The organism is Corynebacterium frankenforstense, from assembly GCF_030211955.1.
Classification (GTDB): domain Bacteria; phylum Actinomycetota; class Actinomycetes; order Mycobacteriales; family Mycobacteriaceae; genus Corynebacterium; species Corynebacterium frankenforstense_A.
The window spans coordinates 1-24,681 of sequence record NZ_JASODI010000024.1; the positions used below are offsets into that span (position 1 = coordinate 1).

The window sequence follows — 24,681 nt, forward strand, 5'->3', positions numbered from 1 at the left end:
GTGCTGCTCCACGTGGAGCAGCACCGGGCGCTTTCGTCTGTGTGGGGGCGGCTGGGCCTGTGGGCGGGCCGGTCGGCTGGTGCGGCTGCCTACTTTCCGGCGGCCTGCTCTCCGGCGGCCTCGCCCTCGAGCGCGGCCGGCGAGCCCGAGCCCAGCTCGACGACGAGCGGGGAGCCCGCGGCGGCCTCAGTCAGCTTCGCAGTGAAGTCCTTGACGCTCAGCGCCGCGTCGCCCTCGGCGGGCAGCACCGCCAGGGCGGCCTCGTCCGTGGCCAGGCAGCAGGCGCGCGCCACCCGTGCCCCGGCCGAGCGGGCGGCCGCCGAGACCTTCCCCGGATCCGGGGCGGCCGAGTAGCGCGAGGCCTGGTCCAGGTCGGACTCGGCGAGCAGCTCCAGGGCGTCGTCGACGTGGCGGGAGCGCAGCGCCGCGCCCAGGCGCAGCGCGCGGGCGGTCTCGCGCTCCCAGAAGCCCAGCCACTCGCGGACCTCGTCGGTCTCCGGCGTGCCCTCGGCGCCGTGCACCTCGTGGACGGCGTCGAGCCAGTCGGCGGTGCGCGCGTTCGCGTCCGGCAGCCTGCGCAGCGAGTCGGTGCCGAAGGCGTGCGTGGCGTGGTCGAGGAAGCGGCGACGTGCGCGCACCACGGGCACGCCCTTGTCGCGGCGGACGGGCGCGCCGGCGTGGTCGGCGACGACGACCGCGGTCAGCCCGCGGCCGAAGGGGGAGACCACCGGAGCGGCCGAGCCGTCCGAGTAGTCGATGACCGTCAGCGAGTCGGCGCGCCCGCGCAGCGCGACGGTGTGCCGGGCCCGCATGGCCGGCACCTCGGAGAACATCGCCACCCCCTGGGTGCAGGCCTCGGCCAGTTTCGCGCGGCCGGGCACGTCGTCGACGGCCTGCGCGTCGAGCGAGTGCAGCGCCAGGGCGAGCGCGACGTCGGCCGCCGAGAGCGCGCCGAGCCCGGCGTCGGCCGGGATGTCGGTGCAGACGGTGACGTCCAGCCCAGAGGTCTCGCGGGGGATCTGCTGGCGGTGCAGCAGGGTCCAGGCCACCCCGCCGAAGCGCACCGCGAGCCCGCCTGAGGGTGCCGGCGGCTCGATCTCGCGGCCCTCCTCGTCGATCTCCGGCTCCTGCTCGGCGGCGAGCTTCTCCAGGGTCTCGAAGTCGGTGGCGTCGGTGAACGTGCCCTCCGGGCCGGTGTACTCCACTGTGACCGTGCCGTCGCCGCGCGGGCTGACGGCCAGACCGGCGCGCAGGGCGGCGGTGGCGACGACGACCGCGCCGCCGTAGTAGTCGGCCGCCTCGCCGAGCACCGGGAAAGTGCCCGGCGCCGAGGCGGTCGCCCGCGGGGCGGCGCCGGTGCGCGCGGCGTGACGGCGGGCGGCCTCGGCGGCGAGCTCGGCGCCGCGCGGGTCGGTGCTGGTGAAGTCAGGTTCGTGGGACATCTACGGGGGAAGCCTCCGGGAACGGCGGTGGGGCTCGGGCCGCACATGAGGCGGCGCCGAACCGGGACGGGTCCACTCTAACCGCGGGTAGGCTGGCGGCGGATCAACCCCGACGGAAAGGATCAGCCATGGCCGCCCAGGACGACAAGTTCTACTTCGACCCCTCGACCGGCGAGGTCACCCAGGGCAAGACCGGTTCCTGGGAGAACCGGATGGGCCCCTACGACACCGAGGCCGAGGCCCGCGAGGCCCTCAAGACCGCCGCCGAGCGCAACGAGGAGTTCGACGAGCAGGACAAGGCCTGGGAGGGCGAGGAGAACTGACGTAAGAAACGCCGGCGCACACCACGGGGAAAGTGGGCGCGCCGGCGTGGGGGACAGCCGGCTGCGCGCCGGTTGACCGAACGTCAGCCGGCGATCGACTTCTTGAAGCGGCGGTAGGCCTTGCGGGTCTTGTCGCGGCGGGCGTCGGCCTGCTCAGCGACCTCGCCGAATCGCTGCATCTCCGCCTGGTAGAGCACCCCGTAGCCGAAGGTGTCCACGCCCCGGCGGGCCGCCTGGCGGGCGCGGCGGTGGATGACCGCGGCGGTGTCGTCGGCGACGGCCGCCTGGCCGAGCACGGCGACCAGCTTGCCCGCCTGCTCCTCGAGCCGGCTGCCGCGGTAGGGGGTCAGGCGGCGGGCCAGCGTGGCCGCGGTCTGCAGCGTCTGGGTGGCCACGAGCATCTCGCCGAAGAGCTGCGCGAGCTCACGGTGGGTGCCCGCCGGGTCATCGATGGTGTCCAGGGCGTCCCGGCGCAGGTTGCGGAACTCGATGTAGGCGCGCTTGATCTCGCGCACGATGATCGCCGTGGCCTTGATCCGCTCGGCACGCTCGGGGGCCGGCGGGGCGGCGAGCACCTCGTCCAGGTCGTCGAGCACGGCCAGGTAGTCCTCCGACTCCAGAGCCGCGACGACGCGACCGCGCGAGCGGGTCAGCCGCGAGCGCGTCGCCTGGGTCAGCCGGCCCGGGGCGTCGTCGCCGACCAGCCCGGTCTGGTCCTCGTCGAGGAGCAGGCGCATGCGCTTGTCCACCTCGTGGGCGCGGTCGGCGTCCTCGAGCACCCGGGCCAGCGCGGCCAGGCGCGCGGCGTCGTGCAGCAGGTGGTCCAGGCGCTCGTCGCCGGCCTCGGAGTTGACGAAGAGATCGGCGAACAGGCTGATCAGGCTGCGGATCTCGCGGGTGGCGGTGAGCATGTCCCGCATCGCCGAGGCCCGGCCGGTGCGCGCGCCGGGGTCGGCGGCCAGCAGGCGGCCGCGCGCCTCGACCAGCGCGGTGAGGATGCCGGCGAAGGGGTCGTCGTCGGCGTTCGGGCTCTCGAAATCGGTCGGCCGCGGCGGAACCGGCGCGGTCTGCATGGTCGAGCCGAGGGCGCGCACCAGCTTCGACGGGGAGTCGGAGATCCGCGCGCCCACGCTGGCGAAGACCTCGGTGCCGGACTCGAGCACGCCGCGGCCCACGGCGGTGCCCGCCGTCTCCGGGGTCAGCTCGAGCTCCCACTCGCGCCAGGAGGTCGTCTCCCCGCCCTCGAGGAGCGCCTCGGCGTCGACGCGGTCGTCGCAGAAGTGGGCGACCGGGTGTCCGTCGGGGCCGAGCAGCACGGACTCGCGGCGGTGGTTGTCCACCTCGGCGACCGGCACCAGCGGCTGGGTGCGCACGATCGCGCGCACCCGCTGGACCAGCGACTCCGGCACGGTCTCGCCGTCGGGCGACTCGTCGAGCGCCGCACCGATCTCCATGCGGCCCTCGCGGCCGGGCAGCTTGAGGTGCCAGCCGTCGTCGTGGCCGCCGGTGCGCCGGCGCAGGGTGATCTTCTCACGGGCCAGGCGCAGGTCCGGGGTGTCGAAGTAGAGCGCCTTGAGGAAGTACTCGTCGGTGCTGCCGACCAGGTCGATCTCCGCGATGCGGGTCAGGTCCGGCACCTCGGTCGTGGCCGGGGCCGCATAGGTCTGTTCGATCTCCAGGAAGGTGCTCATCTCAGCACCCACCGCCTTTCCCGTCTCATGCGTGCGTCTGAATCTGACTTCTCCGCCTCTGATGTTAGCGGCCCCGCGACCCCGCGGCCCCGCCGCCGGGGAGGCGCCCGCCCCGCCCGTGCTCAGGCCGCCCGCGGCGAACCGGACGAGCCGTCGGAGACACCGCCCGGCAGAGCGTGCGGCCCGTGCACCCCGGCGGAGTCGCCGCCGAGCCGGCTGCGCTCGGCGGCCCGCCACCCGTCGAGGTAGCCGGCTGAGTCGCGCGCGGACAGCGACATCGTCGAGGTCTGCGGGAAGGCCTTGGAGCAGGCCTCCTCGGCGCGCCGGGCCCGGTCGGCGAGCACCGGCAGCGCCGCGGCGGTGTCGCGCCCGTCGACGGTGGCCTCCACGGTCACCTGTTTCTCTGCCTCTGCCAGAAGCTCGCCGATGTGGCGGGCGTACGAGACCTGGAAGGAACGCCGGTAGGCGGAGGTGGCCTTCCGGGCCGCGGCCGCCTGCGCGCCCGGGCCGGTGGTCATGAAGTGGGCGCGCTGCCGGTTGAGGCTGGCGAAGAGGTCGACGACGTGGTCGAGGTCGTCCGGGGCGCCGAAGACGGCGACGATGCCGCAGCGGTGCACCAGCACGCACCGGCAGGAGCCGGCGGCGGCGACGTTGACCAGCAGCAGGAACTGGTGGCGCACCCAGGGCGAGTCCAGGTAGACCCGCGCCTCGGCGACCTCGGCGACCTCGGCGCCGGCCCGACCCGAGCCGGAACCTCCGGCCCCGCCGGCGCCGGCCGCGTCGATCGAGTCGATCAGATGGCGCCGGCGCAGCCGGTGGGCCGCCGCCGTCAGCGACTCGGCCTCGGCCGGGTAGTTCGTCGAGGCCGCCTTGTCCAGCAGGGCGCGCACCCGCCGGGCGATCTTCTCGGCCGCCGGGGAGAGCCGCCCGCCCGAGGGCGCGGTCGGGGCCGCGCCCAGGTGGACCTGGGTGCGCGTGAGCGCCAGGCGCAGGTCCTCGAGCACGGGCACGCTCAGCCGCGACTCGGTGGGCGGCTCGACCTCGCGCAGCCACAGCTCGCGCATCGGCCAGGGCACCTCGACGCCGAGGTCGCCCGCGGCGACGAAGCAGAAGTACTCGACCTGCGGCCCGCACAGGTGGCGCAGGTCGCCGGGGCGCCAGCCGCGCGACGCCGCGTCGCGCACCGCGTCCAGACAGTCCTCCCACAGCCGCCGGCGGTAGCGGTCCGCCTCGTCAAAGAGCCCGGAACCGTCCAGGGGCTCGAAGGGGTCGAAGGGGGAGGACCCGAAAGAGTCAGAGAAAGAGTCGGAGAAGGAGTCGAAGAAACCGGTGGGGTCGAAGTCGTCGGTGTGAGCGGTGTGGTCCGTGTTGTCCGTGTGCATTTCTGCCTCGCTTAGGTGTTCGGTGGAATGTGCGAACAATCCACAGTGAACTGCACGGGCGCGACAAGCCACCCCCATGTGTTCGAACGGCGACTGGAACGCATCGTGCACGCAGGCGCGACGTCGTCAAGCGGCCACCCCCGCCCACCAGGGGCCAGTAGGGTGGGGGACATGGACAGCCAACAGGAATTCGTGCTGCGCAAGGTCGAGGAACGCGACGTCCGGTTCATCCGGTTGTGGTTCACCGACATCCAGGGCTACCTGAAGTCGGTGATGATGTCGCCGTCCGAGCTCGAGGGCGCCTTCGAGGAGGGCGTGGGCTTCGACGGCTCCTCGGTCGAGGGCTTCGCGCGCCTCTCCGAGGCCGACACGATCCTGCGCCCCGACCCCTCGACCTTCCAGCTGATGCCGTTCGACCGGGACCAGCCGGAGATCCGGGCGGCGCGGATGTTCTGCGACATCTCCATGCCGGACGGCCAGCCCTCGCTCTCCGACCCGCGCCAGGTGCTGCGCCGTCAGGTGCAGTCCGCCGCGGCCGACGGCTTCGACTGCATGATCTCCCCGGAGATCGAGTTCTTCCTGCTCAAGCTGCCTGAGGGGCGGATCGACCAGGCGCTGCCCACCGACAACGGCGGCTACTTCGACCAGGCCAGCCAGAACGAGGTGCCCAAGTTCCGCCGCGAGGCGATGGTCGCGCTCGAGTCGATGGGCATCGCCACCGAGTTCTCCCACCACGAGACCGCGCCCGGCCAGCAGGAGATTGACCTGCGGCACGCGGACGCGCTGACCATGGCGGACAACATCATGACCTTCCGCTACGTGGTCAAGCAGGTCGCCACCGCCAACGGCGTGCGCGCCAGCTTCATGCCCAAGCCCTTCAAGGAGTTCGCGGGCTCGGCGATGCACTCGCACATGTCGCTCTTCGAGGGCGAGACCAACGCCTTCCACGACCCGGACGACCACTTCTCCCTGTCCGTGACGGCCAAGCAGTTCATCGCCGGCATCCTGCGCCACGCCCCGGAGATCTCCGCGGTGACCAACCAGTGGGTCAACTCCTACAAACGCATCATGTTCGGCAACGAGGCGCCCACGGCCGCGACCTGGGGTGTCTCCAACCGCTCCGCGCTGGTGCGCGTGCCCACCTACCGGCTGACCAAGGAGGAGTCGCGCCGGGTCGAGGTGCGCAGCATCGACGCCGGCTGCAACCCCTACCTGACCTACGCGGTGCTGCTCGGCGCCGGCCTGAAGGGCATCCGCGAGGAGTACGAGCTCGAGGACCCGGCCGAGGACAACATCTCGCTGCTCTCCCGCCGCGAGCGCCGCGCGATGGGCTACGTCGACCTGCCGCGCTCCCTGGATCACGCGCTGAAGAAGTTCGAGTCCAGCGAGCTGATGGCAGAGATCCTCGGCGAGCACGTCTACGAGTACTTCCTGCGCGCCAAGTGGGACGAGTGGCACCGCTACCAGGAGCAGATCACCTCCTGGGAGCTGGCCCGCCTGCTGGACTACTGAGGGAGGCACGCGAGCAGATGGCGACCGAACGCGCCCGCACCCCGCGCGCCGCCGTGCTCGGGCTGACCGGCCCGCACGCGGCCGAGGACCTCGCCGACCTCGGCTGGGACGACGGCGCCCACAACGACCTGCTCTGGGCGATGGCCGGCTGCGGCGACCCCGACCTCGCGCTCAACACCACCGTGCGCCTCGTCGCCGCGATTGCCGACGCCGCGGGTGACGCCGATGCGGCCCCGCCCGCGGGCGTGGACAAGGCCGGCGCCGCCGGCGCCGGCGAGCTGATGGCGGAGCTCACCGCTGACGAGGCCCTGCGCGTGCGCTACTTCGCGCTGGTCGGAGGCTCGGCGGCCCTCGGCGACCACCTCGTGGCCCACGCCGCGCGTTGGCGCGAGCTGCTCGGCGAGCTGCCCGACCGCGCCGAGATGCTGCGCTCCATGCTCACCGCCGTCGAGGCGCGCCCGGCCGAGTTCGCCGAGCCGGCCGCCGACGGCCGTGAGGACCCGGCCGCGGAGAACCTGGAGACCGCCGGCACCTACCGCGCCGGGCTGACCGGCCCGGAGGCCGGCCGCGCGCTCAAGGTCGCCTACCGCGACCTGCTCACCCGGGTGGCCGCCCACGACCTGGCCGGCACCTACCCGACCACCAAGCGCCACCCCGGCGGGCCCACCCTGCCCTTCGCTACCGTGACCGGCCTGCTCAGCGACCTCGCCGACGCTGCGCTGACAGCGGCGCTGGCCGTGGCGGTGGCCAGCGTCTACAAGGACGCCCCGCTCGACGGGCGCCTGGCGGTGATCGCCATGGGCAAGTGCGGCGCGCGCGAGCTGAACTACATCTCCGACGTCGACGTCGTCTTCGTCGTCGACGAGGTCTCCCCGAAGCTGACCCGCCTGGCCGGCGAGTTCGCCCGCATCGGCTCGAAGTGCTTCTTCGACGTCGACGCCAACCTGCGCCCCGAGGGCCGCTCCGGTGCGCTCGTGCGCACGCTCGACTCGCACGTGACCTACTACAAGCGCTGGGCGGAGACCTGGGAGTTCCAGGCGCTGCTGAAGAACCGCCCGCAGACCGGCTACCTGCCGCTCGGCGAGGACTACCACGAGCAGCTCGCCCCGATGATCTGGGCGGCCAGCCGGCGCGACGACTTCGTCGACGACGTCCAGGCCATGCGCTCCCGGGTGCTCGAGTCCGTGCCCGCGGACCTGAAGGACCGCGAGCTCAAGCTCGGCCGCGGGGGCCTGCGCGACGTCGAGTTCGCCATCCAGCTGCTGCAGATGGTCCACGGCCGCTCCGACGAGTCGCTGCGCACCACCGCCACCGTCGACGCGCTCGGCGAGCTGGTCCGCGGCGGCTACGTCGGCCGCGAGGACGGCCACGACCTGCGCGACGCCTACGTCTTCATCCGCACCCTCGAGCACCGCCTGCAGCTGCACCGCCTGCGGCGCACCCACACCCTGCCGGAGCCCGGCGACCAGGACGCCTGGATCTGGCTGGCGCGCACCGCCGGCTTCGCCCCGGACGCCGACGGCGACTCCGCCGACCATCTATCCCACGAGCTGCGCCGGGTACGCCGGCTGGTCTCCGAGCTGCACTCGCGCCTGTTCTACCGCCCGCTGCTCAAGAGCGTGGTCACGCTGACCGTCGACGCGCTCAAGCTCTCCCCGGACGCGGCGAAGCTGCAGCTGGGGGCGCTGGGCTACAAGTTCCCGGGCCGTGCCTTCGAGCACCTGCAGGCTCTGGCGGCCGGCACCACGCGCAAGGCGAAGATCCAGGTGCTGCTGCTGCCGACCCTGATGGACTGGCTGGGTGACACCGCCGACCCGGACTCCGGCCTGCTCAACTACCGCAAGCTCTCCGAGGCCGCCTACACCCGCCGCTGGTTTTTGCGCCTGCTGCGCGACGAGGGCGTGGTCGGCCAGCGCCTCATGCACATCCTGGGCACCTCCCAGTTCACCGCGGACCTGATCATCGCCAACCCGGACATCGTGCGGATGCTCGGCGACGGCGCCTCCGGCCCGAAGCTGACCGACACCTCGAGCGAGACCGTCGCCCGCTCCCTGGTGGCCGCCTCCAAGCGGCACGCCGACCCGGACCGGGCCATCGGGGTGGCCCGCTCGCTGCGGCGCACCGAGCTGGCACGTATCGCCGCGGCCGACCTCCTCGGCTTCCTCGACGTGCCCGAGGTCTGCCGGGCGCTCTCCGCGATCTGGGAGGCGGTGCTCGACGCCGCCATCCGCGCCGAGGTGCGTGCCCGCCTGGCCGCCGACGGCGCCGAGGAGCCGCCGGCGCGCATCGCCGTGATCAGCATGGGCCGCCTCGGCGGCGCGGAGCTGGGGTACGGCTCCGACGCCGACGTCCTCTTCGTCGCCGAGCCCGCCGAAGGTGTCGACGACGCCGAGGCGGTCAAGTGGGCCGTGGAGGTCTGCGACTCGATGCGGGCCCGGCTGGCCAAGCCCTCCCAGGACCCGCCGCTGGACGTCGACCTGGGCCTGCGCCCGGAGGGACGCAGCGGCCCCACGGTGCGCACGGTGGAGAGCTACCGGCGCTACTACAAGCAGTGGGGCGAGGTCTGGGAGACCGTCGCGCTCCTGCGCGCGGCCCCGGTGGCCGGCGACCCCGAGGTCGCCCGCGCCTTCCTCGAGGTCATCGATCCGGTGCGCTACCCCGAGGGTGGGGCCTCGCAGGCCACGCTGCGCGAGGTGCGCCGGATGAAGGCGCGCATCGACGACGAGCGCCTGCCCCGCGGCGCGGACCGCAGCACCCACACTAAGCTGGGCCGCGGCGGGCTGACCGACGTGGAGTGGACCGTCCAGCTGCTCATCCTCGAGCACGCCCACGAGTGCCCGCGGCTGCACAACACCTCCACCCTCGAGTGCCTCGAGGTGCTCAAGGAGGAGGACATCCTCGACGCCGCCGACGCCGACTGCCTGCGCGACGCCTGGATCGCGGCTACGCACGCCCGCAACGCCCTGGTGCTCGCCCGCGGCAAGCGCATCGACCAACTGCCCCAGCCGGGCCCGCAGCTGGTGGCCGTCGCCGCGGCCGCCGGCTGGGCGCCCAACGAGTACCAGCAGTTCCTCGAAAACTACCTGCGGCGCACCCGCCGGGCGCGCAAGGTGGTCGACCGCGTCTTCTGGGGTGAGGACACCCTGGAGCCGTAGCTCGGGCGTGCCGGGCCCGCGGCGGTCAGCCTCCGGGGCGGGATGGGGGAGGACCCTGATCTTTCCCCGGTCGCCCGCTCTCCGGCTGCCGGGGAGCCCCGCGCACGGATACGCTCGGGGCCATGAGCCTCTCCTTGACCGTGGACCTGAACACCGCGACCCTCGCCGACCTCGAGGCGCTTGTCGCCGCCGCCCGCACCGCCGGTGTCTCCACCGGCGCCTCGGTGACCCTCGACGGTGACTGCCAGACGCTGACCGTCGTCGCCGACAACCCCGCCTCCGACACCGACCCCGCGCGCCACGCGCAGCGCCCGGGCGACGGGGAGCACGCCCGCGAGTTCCCGACGCTGACCGCCGACAACATCGGCGGCGTCGGCGAGGCCGCCGTGCGCAGCGTCATCGACATCCTCACGGGCCGCCAGGAGCCCCCGCGCCGCTGAATCACAGCAGCGCCGGGCAGCTGGACCGCAGGCCGCCCGCGCCGTGGCCGCACAGAAAAACCGGGCCGGCTGAGAGGTGCACCCCGCCGGGGCGGCGGGGCGAGGAAACCCGTTGAAGTAATTTACCGCCTAGTCGTCGGACTGCTCGATGAAGCGGACCTCGCGGCCGGTGCCGCCGGCCGGGGCCGCCGTGGTGCGCCGGGAGACGGCGAAGCGTGCGCCGAGCATGCCGATCACGCCGATGACCATGATGACCAGGAGCGCGATCCAACCGACCTGGAAGTCGGCCCAGGCGTAGTTCTGGTGGCCGGCCGCGGAGTGGTCGAGCAGGAAGCCCATCGCCTCGGCGGCGACCATCGTGGCGACGAAGCCGCCCATGTTGCCCAGGCCGGTGCCGGTGGCGACGGCCTCACGCGGCATGCGCTCGCGGACGTAGTCGAAGCCGAAGTTGGACACCGGGGTCGTCGCGCCGAGCATGACGTTCATCAGGATCGCCGCGGTGAACCCGCGCGGGGCGTCCGAGGAGAACAGGTAAATCCAGAAGGCGAAGCTGACCGCCACCGCGATGAACACGGCGATGTCGCGGCGCGCGCCCAGGCGGGCGGAGACCATGCCGTGGAACGGGCCGGCCAGGATGATCACGACGGTGTTGACGGTCAGGGCGGTGCCGGCCTGGGCGCCGGAGAGTCCCATGCCCAGGGTCATCAGCGGCACGCCCCACAGCAGGGTGAAGGTGGCCTGCGGGACCATCGAGGTGAAGTGGATGAAGAAGGCCTGCCAACACACCGAGCTGGTGATCACGGCCTTGATCCGGGTCCGCAGCGAGGGGCCGTGGGCCTTGGCCCCGTGGGCGTCCTTCGGTCCGTGGGCGTCCTCGACCGGATCGGGGCTGTCCGAGACGGCGACGGCGGCGGCCAGGCCGACCAGGACGGTGACCGAGCCCAGGGAGACGAAGGAGACGACCCAGCCGTCGCCGACCAGCAGCGCGAGGAAGGGCACGGCGGAGACGAACTGGCCCAGCTGGCCGAGGCCGGCGGACAGCTGCGCGAAGACCGGCGCGTGGCGCATGGGGAACCAGTAGGGCAGCAGGCGCATGACCGAGAGGAACGCCGTGGCGTCGCCGCCGCCGATGAGCACGCGGGCGATGATGGCCACCCAGTAGTTGGCCGTCACACCCAGCAGGACCTGGCCCAGGCCCATGATCAGCGCGCCGGCGATGAGCAGGCGGCGCGGCCCGAACCGGTCGATCAACAGCCCGGTCGGGATCTGTGCGGCCGCGTAGACGCCGACCTGCACGGCGGTGAACACGGCGATGCGCGAGGCGTCGACCTCGAAGCGGTCGATGGCCTCCACGCCGGCCACGCCGAAGGAGGTGCGGCTGGCGATGGCGGCGATGTAGACCGAGACCGCCGCACCCCAGACGATGAGGGCGCGGGCGGTGATCTTCTCTCTGGGGTGTGGACGGGTCCGGTTTTTCACGGTGGTTTGTTGATCGGTCACGGTTCAATCACACTAGACCTTGACATCAGACGACAGACGCTTGGGGTGGCGGAAACGCCAATTACCGTGCTCGGCGGGTATAGGTGTACTGAATATATCCCGCAGGTCATGAGTTCGCCGGGGGATGGCCTGACTCAAATGCGGCACCGGCGGAGGTTGCGCCCGGAAGTCTCGTGGACGGATGAAAGGTCTGGCAGTTTGTGACGCACATAACTGCAAGGAATCTAATGTGTGGTTGCTGAGCGATGGTGCCGTCACGTCTGCGCCGGCTTTCCAGAGCGGTGGGTCAACACCCACGGCGGCCGTGGGTTCGTCCCTGCGGACGGGGATGAATTCGCTCGACCCTGTCGAAGGGAAGGCCGGAGATGGCCCAATACAACCTCTACGAGTCGATCGGGCTGGACCGCAGGTGGCTCTCGGCGTCTTCGCCGAGCCCTCGCGGCGCGCTCGCTACGACGCGATTCTCGACGACCCCTCTCATCCGGATCTGGGCATCAGCGGCCTGCGGAGACTCGCTTCCGGGGACACGGTCGGCCAGTTCGGTCTCGGGGGTGGTGATATCCCGCAGGGGGCAGTCCCAGCAGGCCCGGAAGCCTGGGCACCCGCGGCAGCCGCAGTATGTGGGACGCCCGGATGGCCGGCAGTCCCGGGCCGTGGGGCTGGACTCCGGTGCGAAGGCCGACAGGCCCCGGGGCGGACGCAAAGGCTCCTGGCGCACGAAGCTCATGATCGCCGCCGTGGTCATCGTGCTGGTGTGTCTGCTTGTCCTGGGGCTGGTCCTGTGGATCGCCCGAGGCGGCGGAAAGTCGGTGAAGCTGGCGGAGGAGCTGATCGCCCAGGAGACGGACCGGGACCGCGTCGACTGGTTCAGGGAGCACTACGACGAAGAACTGGCGCGCGACGTTCACGGGGGAAATCTGAGCGTCCCGGACGCCGATGCGGTCAACGATCAGTATGTCGACCTGGCTGGTTCCGGTTCTGTCGACATCCTCGGCAGCGAGGATTACGGTCCGTTCCTCGATGTATCCCTGAACGTCGGGGGCGGGAGATGAAGGGATTCGAATCAGAGTACGGGGTCACCGCCTACGACGTGGTGGGGGTGGGGACGCTTCCACCGGTGAGCTCGACGTCGTGCTCGCCTTCGTCGAGCGGGACGGGGAATGGCGGATGTTCTTCGCGAATGCACCCGGGGAATTTTCGGGTTTCGGTGACGAATCCTCGGGTCTGCTCTTCTGACGGCTTCATGTCTCGGGGATGTCCCCGAGGTCGGGGGTACTGCCCGCATAAACACTCATGGGGGTGGGCGCCTCCCGGGCCCGTCGGTGTGCATCGATTGTGACACCGATGACTGTTAATCTGTGGCCCAATTCAAATTGCGCTGAAAATCTCCGGCGTCGCCACTGTGGGGAGGATTCCGCACGCGGCAGGACGTCACACCGGTACGCCCTTAGTGTCCGTAGATGTCAGCTCAGATGAACTATGCACCGCCTTGAAGGGAGAGCCAGGGATGGCCCACTACAACCTCTATGAATCGATCGGCCTGGATCGCGCGCGGCCCAGCGAGGAGCTCGCGGAGGAGATCCGGCGTCGCCTGAGCGCCGGAGACGCCGGCAACCCGGGCGGTGCAGACGAGCTGCAGGTGGCGCTCGACATCTTCTCCGAGCCGTCCCGCCGTTCCCGTTACGACGCGATTCTCGACGACCCGGACCAGCCCGAGCTGCGCATCAGCGGCCTGCGCAAGATCGCCGCCGAGGGCGGCTCGGGCGACAACGGCGCCGGCGCGGCCGCGAACCCGCAGGGCGCGCAGCAGGCCGGGCCGCAGATGGGGCAGCAGGGCCAGGCGGGCCAGTACCAGCAGTATGGCCAACCCCAGCCCGGCCAGTACCAGCAGTACGGCCAGCCGCAGCAGGGGCAGTACCAGTACCAGCAGTACGGCCAGCCGGGGCAGCAGCCCCAGCAGTCCACGTTCGCGGGTGCGAAGAACGCGTTCTCCGGCGTCGGCCAGAAGCTGTCCGGCGCGCCCGGCACGCTCAAGGGGGAGTACGCGCGCTCCTCGAACCAGGCGATCGCGGTGACCGCCGCGGCCACCGCGCTGGTCTGTCTGCTCATCTTCGGCCTGGTGTGGTGGGTCGCCGACGGCAGCGGGTCCAACGGGGGTGCGGCTGTGAAGGCGGCCGAGCAGTTCATCTCCAAGGACACCGACCGGGACCGGGTCGACTGGATCAACGACCACTACGACAAAAAGCTGGCGGAGGGCTGGCACGGAAGCAAGAAGTCGGCGCCGGACGCCGAGGATCTCAATGATTTCTACACCGACTACGTGGGTGCCGGCTCCGTCGATGTGATCGGAGACGCGGATTTTGGCGCTTTCATGAGCATCATCGGCAGCGCCGACGGGGAGACGATGTTGGACGCGATCGAATCTGAAACCGGCATCACCGCTATGTACGCCGTTGGCGTGGGCGACCGTGATACCGGTGTGTCCAAGGCCGTTCTCTACTTCGCCGAAGCTGACGGCGACTGGTATCTGCTCGACATCGACGAGTCGGAAGAGGTCGAGGACGCCGACGAGCTCATCTCCTGATTTTCCCTGGCTCCCGGCGGAGTGCGGGCAAAAGCCGATCCGCCGCGTGAGCCGAATTTTTGTGCTGTGGGCGATGTGACCGACTGCTATTCTGTGCCGCGGATTAAATCTGTCTGGCAGTCTCCGGGGGCTTAGCTGTGGGGAGGGTTCCCCACAACGCTGCGGTCGCCGCCCGCGGGGGCCTTAGGCTCCTTCTTCGTAAGATCAAACAACGTGCTTGACCCCCTGGAAAGGAGGGCCAGCGATGGCCCACTACAACCTCTACGAATCGATCGGTCTGGACCGCGGGCGGTCCAGTGAGGAACTCGCCGCGGAGGTCACCCGCCGACTGAACGAGGGGGAGACCGGCAACCCTGGCGGTGCGGACGAGCTGCAGGTCGCGCTCGACATCTTCTCCGAGCCGTCCCGCCGTTCCCGCTACGACGCGATTCTCGACGACCCGAGCCAGCCCGAGCTGCGTGTCGGCGGCCTCCGGCGCATCGCCGCCGAGGACGCCGGCTCCGCCGGTGAGGCGTCGGCCGACACCGGGCACGCGTCGCAGGACCAGCAGCCGGAGGCTCCGCAGGCCGGCCAGCAGTTCGGCCAGCACCAGCAGCCCCCGCGGGGCCAGTTCCAGCAGTTCGGTGAGCCCGGCCAGGAGGGCCAGCAGGCCGCGTCCTCTCCGTGGGGCCAGTACGGCCAGCCGCAGCAGGATCAGTCGCAGCAGTTCTGCCAGTACCAGCAGGGCCGGCCGGGCCAGCAGTTCGGCCAGTACCAGCGGCAGCCCGAGCAGGGCCAGCAGCCCCAGCAGTCCGCCTTCTCGGCCCAGGCCGCCACCGCGGCCGCCGGCGCGAAGAAGGCCTTCGCCGGTGCAGGGGAGAAGCTCTCCGGCGCCTCCGAGAACCTCAAGGGCGAGTACGACGTCCTCAAGGGCGAGTACGCGAAGTCCTCGCGCAAGGCGATCATCGTCACCGCCATCGTCACCGCGGTGGCCTGCCTGCTCCTCTTCGGCATCTTCAACCTCGTCACCGGCGGCAGCGGCTCCGAGGGCGGCAAGTCCGTCAAGATGGCCAAGGAACTGGTCAAGAAGGACACCGACCGCGACCGCGTCGACTGGATCAGCGAGCACTCCGACAAGAAGCTCACCGAGAAGTTCACCGACGTCGACTACGACGCCGAGGCCCTCAACGACCGCTTCACCGACTTCGTCGGCGTCGGCTCCGCGGACGTCCTCGACGACGTGGACTACGGCACGTACCGCAACATCACCATGACCGTGGACGACGAGCCCTTCTTCAAGGCCGCGGAGTCCGACGCCGGCGTCACGGCCGTCCACCGGGTCTCCGTGGGCGACAAGGACGCCGGTGTGCCGAAGGCCCACCTGACGTTCGCCAAGATGGACGGCGACTGGTACCTGGTCGCCGTAAACAAGGTCTTCGACGCCGACGAGATCTCGGGCTCGACCGAGTAGGGTCTTGCCCAGTACCGGCGTCTGAGAACCCGCGATCCAGAAAGCGACGGCCAAGGATGAGCACGCACGACTACTACCGCAGCCTCGGGCTTGATCCGACGGCCGACTCGGCGAGCCTGGTCCGGGAGATCGGCCGGCTCGAGTGGGGCGCGGACGCCCGGCGCCCCGAGCGTGCCGACGAGCTACAGCAGGCCCGCCACATCCTCGGCGACCCCGACCGGCGCGCACGCTACGACGCGCTCCTGGCCGAGGAGCACCGCCGCGCGGCCGAGGCCCGGCCCGCCGCCACCACGGCGGGTGCGACGGGCGCGACCGCCGCGTGGGGGCCTGCGGGCCAGGCCGCCGCGCCGGGCGCCTTCTCCGGCGCCGCCACCCCGCACACCGCGTCCGCGGCGCACGCCGCCCCCGCCCCGGGGCACCCGGAGCCGGAGCCGGACGACAAGGACGACAAGAAGAAGGAACCCAAGCGCCGCGGTCTGCTGCCCGTCATCGTTGGCACCGCGCTGGCCACCGCCGCCGTGTGCGCCCTGATCGGCGCCGGCGCCTGGTGGGCGACCGGCAGCGAGGGCGACGGCGAGACGGCCGCACCGGCGACGGTCACGGAGACGGCGACCACCACGGCGTCGCCAAGCGAGGAGCCGGAGGACGCGCGCCTGGGTGAGGTGCGCGCACTCGCCGAGGAGTTCGCGGGCCTGCGCGAGCGCGAGCAGATCGAGGGCTTCATCCGCGCCTACGGCGTGCCCAACCAGCTGGACAAGCAGGTCGACCACCACCTCGGCGAGGGCAAGGACTTCTCGCCGGAGGCCGTCTTCGGCACGCCCGAGCCGAAGGTGCTCGACGTCGTCGACGGCACGCCCAACTTCGCCACCCGCTACGCCGTCGAGGGCGTGCCGACCACGCAGTCGCTCGCCGACCACGGCGTGACCGCGCTGTACCTGGTCACCGTCGGCAACGCCGGCAACGACCAGGAGACCGCCTCGCTGGCCTTCGTGGAGCGCGACGGCGGGCTGCAGTACATCCGGGTCGGCCGGCCCGCCCAGACGTTCACCCCCGAGCAGATGGACCACGTGTTCAGCGAGGACGGCGACCTCGGCGCCGTGGAGTTCTAGAGTCACGCGACGACGGCGGGCCGGCAGTGCCGCCCGCGGAAGGACAGTAAGAGAAGCATGAGTCAGCAGGGATGGGGCCGCGCCCCGCAGGCCGACGACGGCGGAGGCGACCAGTGGCGGACCACGCCGGCCCAGGACGCCCCGCCGACCGTACAGGGGCCCGTCACCCCGCCAGAGGACCAGTTCGCCCGCGACCTGCGCGAGCGCGGCACCGTCATCCTGGACAAGATCGGCGAGGGCGGCATGGGCCGCATCTACCTTGGCCGCGACGAGAACCTCGACCGCAAGGTCGCCGTCAAGCGGCTGATCGAGGAGGTCGGCGCCGACGACGAGAACCGGCGGCGCTTCCAGCAGGAGATGCGCACGCTGGCCAAGATAAACCACTCCGCGGTGGTCGACATCTACGACGGCGGCGTGACCCCGCACGGCGAGGCGTACTTCACCATGGAGTATATCCCGGGCACCAACCTCAACGACCAGATCCGCAGCCGCAGGGAGTGGGACTCGCCGTTCACCGTCGCCGAGACCGTCCGGCTGCTGCGGCCCATCGCCGGCGCCCTGGACCACATCCACACCCGGATCAGCCCGCCGGTGATCCACCGCGACGTCAAGCCCGGCAACATCCTCATCCCCGGCGGCCGCGGGCGCGACGTGGCCAGCATGCTCACCGACTTCGGCATCAGCCTGACCCCGGAGTCGACCCGGGTGACCCAGCTCTCCGCCATCATCGGCACCGACGGCTACCTGGCGCCCGAGCTCTACCCGGGCAAGGAGGCCGGCCGCCAGGGGGTGATTCACCCGCAGCCCTCGGCGAACACGGACAACTACGCGCTGGCGCTCATCGCCTTCGAGATGCTCACCCTGGTGCAGCTCAAGGACACCATGACCCAGTCGCAGTGGCTCTACGACCGCACCTTCCCGGACATCTCCGAGCTGCGCTTCGCCGAGAAGGAGGAGCCGCACCGCGAGGCCATCCGCAGCGTCCTCGAGCGCGCGCTCTCCCAGGTCCCGGCCCGGCGCTACAGCAGTGCCGTCGAGTTCATCGACGCGCTGGCCCGCGCCGGCGCCCAGGGCGGCGACGCCGCCCGCCAGCGCCGCTCGCGCAGCCCGCGCGACTACCCGCCCCAGCACGACGTGCCCACCCGCATCGAGCCCGTCGTCGCCCCGGGCGCGCGCCCCGTGCAGATGCAGACCGCGCCCACGGCCTTCACCGGCACCGCCCAGGCCGTCGGCCAGCCGCGGCGCAAGCGTGTCGTAGGGATCACCGCCGGCGTCGCCGCAGTGGCGGTCCTGGCCGCCGCTGGCGCCGGCGCCTGGTGGTTCCTCGCGCACCCGAAGTGGTCCGGGCAGGACCGCTCCGTGGCCGCCGCCTTCGACAACATCACCGGCGACCGCGAGGGCCGCGGCGGCTGGTCCGAGGTCAGCTGCCACAGCGCCGCCCCGGACGAGGGGCAGGCGGCCAAGATCGTCTGCTCCGGCGACGGGCTGGGCATCACCCTGGCCGACTACGGCGACCAGGACACCCGTGACCGCTACGTCGAGGGCGAGGCCATTCAGGTGGGCAACGACCAGTGCACCGTCGACGTGGTCGACGTCGACACCACCGACGGCAGCGCGTATGTGATGCTGCCGGGTGCGGAGCGTTCCCGCTTCCTCGCTATGGTGTGGGGTGACCGCGCCGACTCGATGAAGAACAGGATCCCCATATGCTGAGCAGCCAGCCCGCCGGCACGGAGAGCGCCGGCTCCCCGCTGCTGAGACTCGACGACCTGATCGGCCAGTCCACGGTGGTCGAGGCGTCCGAGGAGCTCATCGTCGGGCGCGCCGGCAACTTCGTCGTCGGCGAGGACGACCAGTTCCTGCACCGCCGCCTGCTGCACTTCTGGTGCAGCGCGAACCAGTGGATGGTCAAGAACGTCGGCAGCCGCGTGCCCGTGGACATCGAGCCGCGCAGCCGCGGCAGCTTCGCGCGCACCGACCTGGGCCCGGGCGCGCAGACCCCGCTGGCCCCCGGCGCCTCCGCCATCGTCTTCTCCACCTCGGAGCGCACCTACGAGCTGCACGTCGACGTCTACGCCCCCGGCGTGCACGGCCCCCGGGCGACGTACACGCCGGACGCGGCGACCGCGACCGTCGGCAAGCACGTGCCCAACCAGGAGCAGCTCGAACTGATGCAGGCGCTGGCCGCGCCCCTGGCGCGCCAGCCCGGCACGGACGACTCGGCGATCCCGGACGTGGCCACTGTCGCCCGGCAGCTCGGCTGGACGGAGAAGAAGGTCAACTCCAAGATCGACTACCTGTGCCGCAGCATCGAGAAGTCCGGCCCGCCGATGCCCAAGCCCTACCGCGTCTCCCTGGCGCGCTACGCCTACGAGATGGGCTACCTCAACTAACCCCGTCCCGGTGACCGGCCTGGGCGCCGTCGCGGTGACCCACTAGACTCGGGCGGCGTGAAATGCATCTCCACGCGTGACGCCTCCCGCACCCCCGCGACCTTCACCGACATCCTGCTCGGCGGCCTGGCCCCGGACGGCGGCCTCTACCTGCCGGCCGAGTACCCGCAGGTCGACGCGGAGATGCTGGAGAAGTGGCGCGCCCTGCTCGCCGAGGAGGGCTACGCGGCGCTGGCCGCCGAGATCCTCAAGCTCTTCGTCGACGACATCCCGGCCGCCGACATCGAGGCCATCACCGCGCGCGCCTACCGCACCCCCGTCTTCGACGACGAGGAGATCGTGCCGGTCACCCCGCTCGACGACGGCCTGCACCTCGGCCACCTCTCCCAGGGCCCGACCGCGGCCTTCAAGGACATGGCCATGCAGCTGCTCGGCGAGCTCTTCGAGTACGAGCTGGCCCGCCGGGACACGACGCTGAACATCCTGGGCGCGACCTCAGGCGACACCGGCTCCTCCGCCGAGTACGCCATGCGCGGGCGCACCGGCATCCGCGTGTTCATGCTGACCCCCGCCGGGCGCATGACGCCGTTCCAGCAGGCGCAGATGTTCGGGCTGGACGACCCGAACATCTTCAACATCGCCCTCGACGGCGTCTTCGACGACTGCCAGGACGTGGTCAAGGCCGTCTCCGCGGACGCCGACTTCAAGGCCCGCCACCACATCGGCGCGGTCAACTCCATCAACTGGGCGCGCCTGATGGCCCAGGTGGTCTACTACTTCTCCTGCTGGCTCAAGCTGACCGACGGCCCCGGCCAGAAGGTCTCCTTCTGCGTGCCCACCGGCAACTTCGGTGACATCTGCGCCGGCCACATCGCCCGCCAGATGGGCTTGCCGATCGACCGCCTGATCGTGGCGACCAACGAGAACGACGTCCTCGACGAGTTCTTCCGCACCGGCCGCTACCGCCCGCGCTCCTCGGCGGAGACGCAGGCGACCTCGAGCCCGTCGATGGACATCTCGCGCGCGTCCAACTTCGAGCGCTTCATCTTCGACCTCAACGGCCGCGACGCCGGGCTCACCGCCGAGCTGTTCGGGCACCGGGTGCGCGAGGGCGGCTTCGAGCTTGATGACGTCGCGGTGTGCCGCGCGGCGGACGAGTACGGGTTTGCGTCGGGTTCCTCCACGCACGCCGACCGCCTGGCGACCATCCGCGAGACCCACGAGAGGCTCGGCGTGATGCTGGACCCGCACACCGCCGACGGCGTGCACGTCGCCCGCGGGCTGCGCGGTCAGATCGACTCGCCGATCGTGTGCCTGGAGACGGCGCTGCCGGTGAAGTTCTCCGAGACGATCCGCGAGGCCACCGGGCTCGAGCCCGAGGTGCCCGAGCGCTTCGCCGGGATCATGGACGCCGGCCGCCACGTCACCGACATGCCCAACGACGCCGAGGCCGTCAAGAAGTTCGTCGAGGAATCGATCGCCGCCCACGACGCGCGGTAGTGCTGTTTTCGGGCCGCGGTGCGGCGGGCCCGTGGCGCCCGGCGGGCGGGCGCACCGCCGCTGCCTGCGGGGTCCGTAAAGCCCGCGTGGGCGGGCGCGCCGCCCGGTAGGGTGGGCGCCCTGAGGCCGCCGCGGGGCGGTCGACGTACAGCGAAGACGAGAGGCGGAACCATGGCGCAGGAACGATTCGCAGGCCCGGAGTACTTCACCGAGTTCGACCCGGAGCGCTTCGCCGCGCAGCTGACCGGTGGGCTGCTCGGCCAGGACGAGCCCGAGACGCAGAATCCGGAGACCGCCGAGGGCGCGGAGAACTCGGGGTCCGCTGAGGCCGCCGAGGCTGAGCCCGCTGAGGCTGAGGCCGCGGAGCCAGCGGCGAGCGCGGACGGCGAGGTCCGCGTCGGCGCCGACGGTGAGGCTCGTGTCGGCGGCGAGGGCCGCGACTACTCCGGCGAGGCCGAGGTCGAGGGCGGGGAGCACGCCTGATGGCCCGGCACAAGGACACCGGGGCACTGGCCGACCTGCTCGGCGGGCTGGCCGCCGACGTCGACGGGCTGATCGGCGCCGTGGTGGTCGAGCTGTCCGGCTCCACCCGCCTGGCCGGCGGGGGAGAGGCCGAGCCCGCAGCTGACGCCGTGGCCGCCCTGGCCCGGGCGACGACCTCGGTGGCGCTGAGCGCCGGTGCCAGCGAGCGCGCCGGGACCGAGCCGGGCGCCGCGGAGGTCCCGGAGCAGGCCGTCGACGCGCTGGTGCGCGCCGGCGACCGCCTCGTGCTCGTCGTGCCCGCCGGCCGCGAGGTCGCCCTCGGCGTGGTGGTCGAGGCGGCGGCCGTGGACCCGGCGGTGCTGCGTTGGGTGGTCACCCGCCACCTCGAGCAGACGCCGCTGGCCGAGGCCGCGGCCGCCGAGCTCGCCGCCGCTCCCGAGCCGAAGGCCGTGGAGCCGGCTCCGGCTGAGCCTGCGGCGCCTGAGACGGCGGAGCCCGCACCCGTCGCGCCCACGTACGCCGCATCCGCCCACGCCGGCTGGGGCCCGCAGCACGCGGCACCGCAGCCTACGGTGGAGGCGAATGCGACGTCGCACGACGCGACGTCATCAAGCACGCCCGCTGCAGACGGTGACGGCGCACGGCTCGTCGAGCCGGAGCCGCTGCCCGGCCGCGGCGGGGGATTCGACTTCGAGAGCTGGCTGGCCGACTACCGCGCCGGCGGCGAGAAAGAGGACTGAGCACGTATGGGAACCCCCGACTTCGTCGTGGAGCTGCGCAAGAAGATCGGGCACGACCACCTGTGGATGCCCGGCGTGACCGCGATCGTGGTGCGTGACGTGCAGGCGGACGCGCCGGTGTGGGCGACGCCGAAGATCCTGCTGGTCAAGCGCTCCGACAACGGCGAGTGGACCCCGGTGACCGGCATCGTGGACCCGGGTGAGGACCCGGACGTGGCCGCGATCCGCGAGGTCAAGGAGGAGACAGGCCTGGACGCGAAGGTCGAGGCGCTGCTCGGCGTCGGTGCCGTCGGGCCCACCGAGTACCCCAACGGCGACCGTGCCAGTTACATGGACACCTGCCTGCGGCTCTCGGTGCCCGAGGACGCGGAGCCGGTGGTCGGTGACGAGGAGTCGACCGAGGTCGGCTGGTTCGAGGCGATGCACCTGCCGGTGACCAACCCGCGCCTGCGGATGGCGTGCGGCGACGCCGTGGCCCAGCTGCGCCACCCCGAGGGATTCGAGACCCGGATCGGCTGGCGCAAGCGCAGTCAGCCGGGCCGCACCGCGTACTGATTCGAGGTGATGTCGACCCGTCGCTGTGACGGGTGGGGCCAGTGTGACGCAATGGCTCCAATGGGGTCGGCGGGGAGGAATAAATCCCCAGCTGGCCGAGCCTTTTGAAGGTAGACCATCTATGATTAGGAACCGAGACTGTCTTCCACCGTCCCCGAGGCTCGGGGGAACCTGTCCGGTGAACCACCGCATGCGCAACGAAAGGTACGAAAACATGGCGCGTAAGCACCTGTCCCGCAAATTGGCCGGCATGATCGCTGCGAGTGCGATCATCGCCGCCCCGACGGGCATCGGTGCGACCGCCGTGGTGTCGGCCGAGACCACCGATCAAGGCGGCGCTCCCGCGCCGAGCGGAGTTGTGCCGACGGACGCTCCAGGCGTTGACAATTCGGCGAATTCCGTGGTCCCGTTCGCTGCTCCCGGCGCTGAGGAGCAGGTGGACCCAGACAAGCCCACGGACGATCCCCATTCGGTCAAGCACGGCGAGCTCATCAACGAGCTGAACCACAAGCTGAAGGTGGAGGAGCTTGAGAAAGGCGACGAGGAGATCGTCGTCGAGGTTACCGGTGCCACGGAGGGTGACTGGATCGCCTTCAGCTACTTCCGGGACAAGGAAAAGCGCGCGGCCAAGGACGGCAACCCGAAGCAGCACTTCCTTAAGGAAAAGGATGACGCGGGGAAGGACATCCCGAACGGCAAGGTCGAGTGGTATCAGATCGACGCCGAGGGAAATGTCCACCTCCCGAAGGAAGCTTTGCCGACTGACGAGGGGATCACACTCGTTGCCCAGGGTAAGGACAGCACCGACGAAGACAAGAAGGTAGTCGGCTGGGCCGAGATGACGATCGAGGAGCCGAAGGAAACCACCGCCTCGTCCACCTCGACCACCACCACCGAGTCGGACGGCTCGGTGCCGGACGGCACCATCGAGGGCACCGGCAAAGCCCTGATGAAGATGTTCGGCGCCATCGCGACCTTCGGCCAGGACACCAACTCGACCGGTTCGACGAATACCACCGGGAACTCCACCAAGAGCTCCAAGTCGACCTCGACGAAGTCCTCGACCTCCAAGAAGAGCTCGAACTCGACCTCGAACAACTCCAACTCGAAGGAGCCGCAGACCAGCCGCTCGCGCACGACCTCCTACGGTTCGACCTCCGGCGGCTCGGGCTCGAAGTCGACCAGCTCCGGTTCCAAGTCCTCCGGCTCCGGCTCGAAGTCCTCCAAGTCGAGCAAGTCCTCCGGTAAGTCCGGCAAGTCCACCAAGTCGACGAGGGCGAAGTCCACCAAGTCGAACAAGGCCAAGAAGTCCGGCTCCAAGCCGGAGAAGGCCGCGAAGAACCCGGTCAAGACCACCGACGAGCTCAAGAGCGCGAACGCCCACGGCGTCAAGGGCGCCCTCGAGGACGACCGCCTGCTGCTGACCGTCCCGGAGGCCAAGGCCGGCGACTGGCTCTACGTCTACGTCTTCAGCGACGACAAGGCCCCGAAGGGCCTCGGCTGGATGAAGGTCGACAAGAACAAGCAGATCAGCATCGACACCTCCGATCTGGGCCCGGGCGTCCACAAGTTCGCCCTGGTCAACGAGGACGACAAGCTCGTCGGCTGGAACGGCGTGCAGTTCCCGGACGAGCCCGGTGACGGCGCCTCCGAGGAGAACGTCGCCCCGCAGGCCCAGTCCGAGGTCATGATGGCCGCCTCCGACTGGTCCCTGATCGCGGGCTCCCTGGGCATCGTCGCCCTCTCCGCGCTGGGCGCCTTCGTCTGGTGGCGCACCCGCAACCTGGGCTAGTCTTCGGCCCCGCCCGGGTCGGCCTGGCCGACCCGGGCATGATTGTTCCTGTCCCTCGCACGATCAAGGCAACGAAAAGGTTCTGCTCTCCAGGATGACTTCGCACCTCCGCCCCTCTGTCGCCCTCGGCGCCGTCACGGCGTCGCTCGCCGCCGCCCTCGCCGGCCCCGCCACCGCCGTGGCCGCGGCGGCCGAAGTAGAGACGTCGCCGGTGCAGCTGATGGCCGCGGACGGCTCCGGGCACTTCCCGGTGCTGGGGCTGACCATCGGCGCCTGCATCCTCGTCGTAGGCCTGGCCTGCGTGGCCGCGTTCGTCTACATCAAGCACCGCGAGCTCAAGGCCGCCGAGAAGGCCGCCGCAGAGGGCCGGTACGCGGGTTACCAGGACAGCTACCAGCCCGGCTACGAGGGAGGCAACCGCGCCGAGGGCGCGGACTACTGGAACGAGACTGACGACGCCGCGGACTACACCCCGGGTGCCGAGGGCACCGAGGGCGGGTCGAGCCGCGTGCTGCCGCGCGACCCGGAGACCACCCAGTTCAAGGGCTACACCGAGGAGTAACCCGCCTGGCGGCGTTCCCACGCCGACGGAACGCGGACGCGCAACGGTCCCGCGGTGCCGCGCACCGC

At 71.2% G+C, this 24,681-nt stretch carries 20 protein-coding genes; 16 read left to right on the forward strand and 4 right to left on the reverse strand.

The genetic code is table 11. The features are described 5' to 3' along the window. Positions 1 to 89: 89 nt before the first annotated feature. On the reverse strand, positions 90 to 1,442 hold the full coding sequence (locus QP119_RS10380; protein WP_284775946.1) for a galactokinase: 1,353 nt from the start codon (positions 1,440 to 1,442) through the stop codon (positions 90 to 92). Positions 1,443 to 1,570: 128 nt separating this feature from the next. Between QP119_RS10380 and QP119_RS10385 the strand changes: the two genes are divergently transcribed. Further along, positions 1,571 to 1,765 (forward strand): hypothetical protein, encoded by a 195-nt coding sequence (locus tag QP119_RS10385; RefSeq protein ID WP_284775947.1) that lies wholly within the window; start codon positions 1,571 to 1,573, stop codon positions 1,763 to 1,765. Between the two features lie 83 nt (positions 1,766 to 1,848). On the opposite strand, the gene QP119_RS10390 is transcribed toward QP119_RS10385, so the two are convergent. Together QP119_RS10390 and QP119_RS10395 are read right to left on the reverse strand one after the other, a co-directional pair. Continuing rightward, the gene (locus QP119_RS10390) at positions 1,849 to 3,456 is read right to left on the reverse strand and encodes a CHAD domain-containing protein (protein WP_284775948.1); all 1,608 of its coding nucleotides are present in this window, start codon (positions 3,454 to 3,456) and stop codon (positions 1,849 to 1,851) included. 122 nt (positions 3,457 to 3,578) lie between these two features. Beyond that, entirely contained in the window at positions 3,579 to 4,838 is a 1,260-nt protein-coding gene (locus QP119_RS10395) for a DUF2786 domain-containing protein (RefSeq protein ID WP_284775950.1), read from the reverse strand. A gap of 171 nt (positions 4,839 to 5,009) precedes the next feature. On the opposite strand from QP119_RS10395, the gene QP119_RS10400 reads away from it, so the two are divergent. From QP119_RS10400 to QP119_RS10410, 3 genes are all read left to right on the forward strand, one after another. Next, positions 5,010 to 6,350: a glutamine synthetase family protein gene (locus QP119_RS10400; RefSeq protein WP_284775952.1), complete on the forward strand. Its 1,341-nt coding sequence runs from the start codon at positions 5,010 to 5,012 to the stop codon at positions 6,348 to 6,350. Between the two features lie 17 nt (positions 6,351 to 6,367). Then, complete coding sequence (locus QP119_RS10405; RefSeq protein ID WP_284775953.1) at positions 6,368 to 9,505, forward strand: bifunctional [glutamine synthetase] adenylyltransferase/[glutamine synthetase]-adenylyl-L-tyrosine phosphorylase; 3,138 nt, start codon at positions 6,368 to 6,370, stop codon at positions 9,503 to 9,505. Between the two features lie 122 nt (positions 9,506 to 9,627). Beyond that, complete coding sequence (locus QP119_RS10410; protein WP_284775955.1) at positions 9,628 to 9,945, forward strand: hypothetical protein; 318 nt, start codon at positions 9,628 to 9,630, stop codon at positions 9,943 to 9,945. 129 nt (positions 9,946 to 10,074) lie between these two features. Here the strand turns inward: QP119_RS10410 and QP119_RS10415 are convergent, their stop codons facing one another. Continuing rightward, complete coding sequence (locus tag QP119_RS10415; protein WP_304348960.1) at positions 10,075 to 11,424, reverse strand: MFS transporter; 1,350 nt, start codon at positions 11,422 to 11,424, stop codon at positions 10,075 to 10,077. 758 nt (positions 11,425 to 12,182) lie between these two features. Between QP119_RS10415 and QP119_RS10420 the strand changes: the two genes are divergently transcribed. The 12 genes from QP119_RS10420 (at position 12,183) to QP119_RS10475 (ending at position 24,613) form a co-directional block, all read left to right on the forward strand. Then, positions 12,183 to 12,497: a hypothetical protein gene (locus QP119_RS10420; RefSeq protein WP_284775957.1), complete on the forward strand. Its 315-nt coding sequence runs from the start codon at positions 12,183 to 12,185 to the stop codon at positions 12,495 to 12,497. Positions 12,498 to 12,952: 455 nt separating this feature from the next. Then, on the forward strand, positions 12,953 to 14,029 hold the full coding sequence (locus QP119_RS10425) for a hypothetical protein (RefSeq protein ID WP_284775958.1): 1,077 nt from the start codon (positions 12,953 to 12,955) through the stop codon (positions 14,027 to 14,029). Between the two features lie 244 nt (positions 14,030 to 14,273). Beyond that, the gene (locus tag QP119_RS10430; protein ID WP_284775959.1) at positions 14,274 to 15,479 is read left to right on the forward strand and encodes a hypothetical protein; all 1,206 of its coding nucleotides are present in this window, start codon (positions 14,274 to 14,276) and stop codon (positions 15,477 to 15,479) included. Positions 15,480 to 15,535: 56 nt separating this feature from the next. Further along, positions 15,536 to 16,588: a hypothetical protein gene (locus tag QP119_RS10435; protein ID WP_284775960.1), complete on the forward strand. Its 1,053-nt coding sequence runs from the start codon at positions 15,536 to 15,538 to the stop codon at positions 16,586 to 16,588. A gap of 57 nt (positions 16,589 to 16,645) precedes the next feature. After that, positions 16,646 to 18,301: a serine/threonine-protein kinase gene (locus QP119_RS10440; RefSeq protein ID WP_284775962.1), complete on the forward strand. Its 1,656-nt coding sequence runs from the start codon at positions 16,646 to 16,648 to the stop codon at positions 18,299 to 18,301. Continuing rightward, positions 18,295 to 18,981 carry a hypothetical protein gene (locus QP119_RS10445; protein ID WP_284775963.1) on the forward strand — a complete coding sequence of 229 codons (687 nt, stop codon included), beginning with the start codon at positions 18,295 to 18,297 and terminating at the stop codon, positions 18,979 to 18,981. The genes QP119_RS10440 and QP119_RS10445 overlap by 7 nt, the downstream gene beginning before the upstream one ends. 57 nt (positions 18,982 to 19,038) lie before the next feature. After that, positions 19,039 to 20,481, forward strand: coding sequence for a threonine synthase (gene thrC, locus QP119_RS10450; protein ID WP_284775965.1), 1,443 nt, complete (start codon positions 19,039 to 19,041; stop codon positions 20,479 to 20,481). A gap of 171 nt (positions 20,482 to 20,652) precedes the next feature. Beyond that, entirely contained in the window at positions 20,653 to 20,964 is a 312-nt protein-coding gene (locus QP119_RS10455) for a hypothetical protein (RefSeq protein ID WP_284775967.1), read from the forward strand. Beyond that, entirely contained in the window at positions 20,964 to 21,704 is a 741-nt protein-coding gene (locus QP119_RS10460; protein WP_284775969.1) for a hypothetical protein, read from the forward strand. The genes QP119_RS10455 and QP119_RS10460 overlap by 1 nt, the downstream gene beginning before the upstream one ends. A gap of 6 nt (positions 21,705 to 21,710) precedes the next feature. Beyond that, a complete protein-coding gene (locus tag QP119_RS10465) occupies positions 21,711 to 22,259 on the forward strand; it encodes an NUDIX hydrolase (RefSeq protein ID WP_284775970.1) in 549 nt (182 codons plus the stop codon). A 250-nt stretch (positions 22,260 to 22,509) separates the two neighbouring features. After that, a complete protein-coding gene (locus tag QP119_RS10470; protein WP_284775972.1) occupies positions 22,510 to 24,051 on the forward strand; it encodes a hypothetical protein in 1,542 nt (513 codons plus the stop codon). A 94-nt stretch (positions 24,052 to 24,145) separates the two neighbouring features. Continuing rightward, complete coding sequence (locus tag QP119_RS10475; protein WP_284775974.1) at positions 24,146 to 24,613, forward strand: hypothetical protein; 468 nt, start codon at positions 24,146 to 24,148, stop codon at positions 24,611 to 24,613. Positions 24,614 to 24,681: the final 68 nt, after the last annotated feature.

What these genes read in the sequence shown, in the direction of transcription:
- QP119_RS10380 (WP_284775946.1), bottom strand. Translation starts at nt 1,442, where the DNA reads ATGTCCCACGAACCTGACTTCACCAGCACCGACCCGCGCGGCGCCGAG.
- QP119_RS10385 (WP_284775947.1), top strand. Translation starts at nt 1,571, where the DNA reads ATGGCCGCCCAGGACGACAAGTTCTACTTCGACCCCTCGACCGGCGAG.
- QP119_RS10390 (WP_284775948.1), bottom strand. Translation starts at nt 3,456, where the DNA reads ATGAGCACCTTCCTGGAGATCGAACAGACCTATGCGGCCCCGGCCACG.
- QP119_RS10395 (WP_284775950.1), bottom strand. Translation starts at nt 4,838, where the DNA reads ATGCACACGGACAACACGGACCACACCGCTCACACCGACGACTTCGAC.
- QP119_RS10400 (WP_284775952.1), top strand. Translation starts at nt 5,010, where the DNA reads ATGGACAGCCAACAGGAATTCGTGCTGCGCAAGGTCGAGGAACGCGAC.
- QP119_RS10405 (WP_284775953.1), top strand. Translation starts at nt 6,368, where the DNA reads ATGGCGACCGAACGCGCCCGCACCCCGCGCGCCGCCGTGCTCGGGCTG.
- QP119_RS10410 (WP_284775955.1), top strand. Translation starts at nt 9,628, where the DNA reads ATGAGCCTCTCCTTGACCGTGGACCTGAACACCGCGACCCTCGCCGAC.
- QP119_RS10425 (WP_284775958.1), top strand. Translation starts at nt 12,953, where the DNA reads ATGGCCCACTACAACCTCTATGAATCGATCGGCCTGGATCGCGCGCGG.
- QP119_RS10430 (WP_284775959.1), top strand. Translation starts at nt 14,274, where the DNA reads ATGGCCCACTACAACCTCTACGAATCGATCGGTCTGGACCGCGGGCGG.
- QP119_RS10435 (WP_284775960.1), top strand. Translation starts at nt 15,536, where the DNA reads ATGAGCACGCACGACTACTACCGCAGCCTCGGGCTTGATCCGACGGCC.
- QP119_RS10440 (WP_284775962.1), top strand. Translation starts at nt 16,646, where the DNA reads ATGAGTCAGCAGGGATGGGGCCGCGCCCCGCAGGCCGACGACGGCGGA.
- QP119_RS10445 (WP_284775963.1), top strand. Translation starts at nt 18,295, where the DNA reads ATGCTGAGCAGCCAGCCCGCCGGCACGGAGAGCGCCGGCTCCCCGCTG.
- QP119_RS10455 (WP_284775967.1), top strand. Translation starts at nt 20,653, where the DNA reads ATGGCGCAGGAACGATTCGCAGGCCCGGAGTACTTCACCGAGTTCGAC.
- QP119_RS10460 (WP_284775969.1), top strand. Translation starts at nt 20,964, where the DNA reads ATGGCCCGGCACAAGGACACCGGGGCACTGGCCGACCTGCTCGGCGGG.
- QP119_RS10465 (WP_284775970.1), top strand. Translation starts at nt 21,711, where the DNA reads ATGGGAACCCCCGACTTCGTCGTGGAGCTGCGCAAGAAGATCGGGCAC.
- QP119_RS10470 (WP_284775972.1), top strand. Translation starts at nt 22,510, where the DNA reads ATGATCGCTGCGAGTGCGATCATCGCCGCCCCGACGGGCATCGGTGCG.
- QP119_RS10475 (WP_284775974.1), top strand. Translation starts at nt 24,146, where the DNA reads ATGACTTCGCACCTCCGCCCCTCTGTCGCCCTCGGCGCCGTCACGGCG.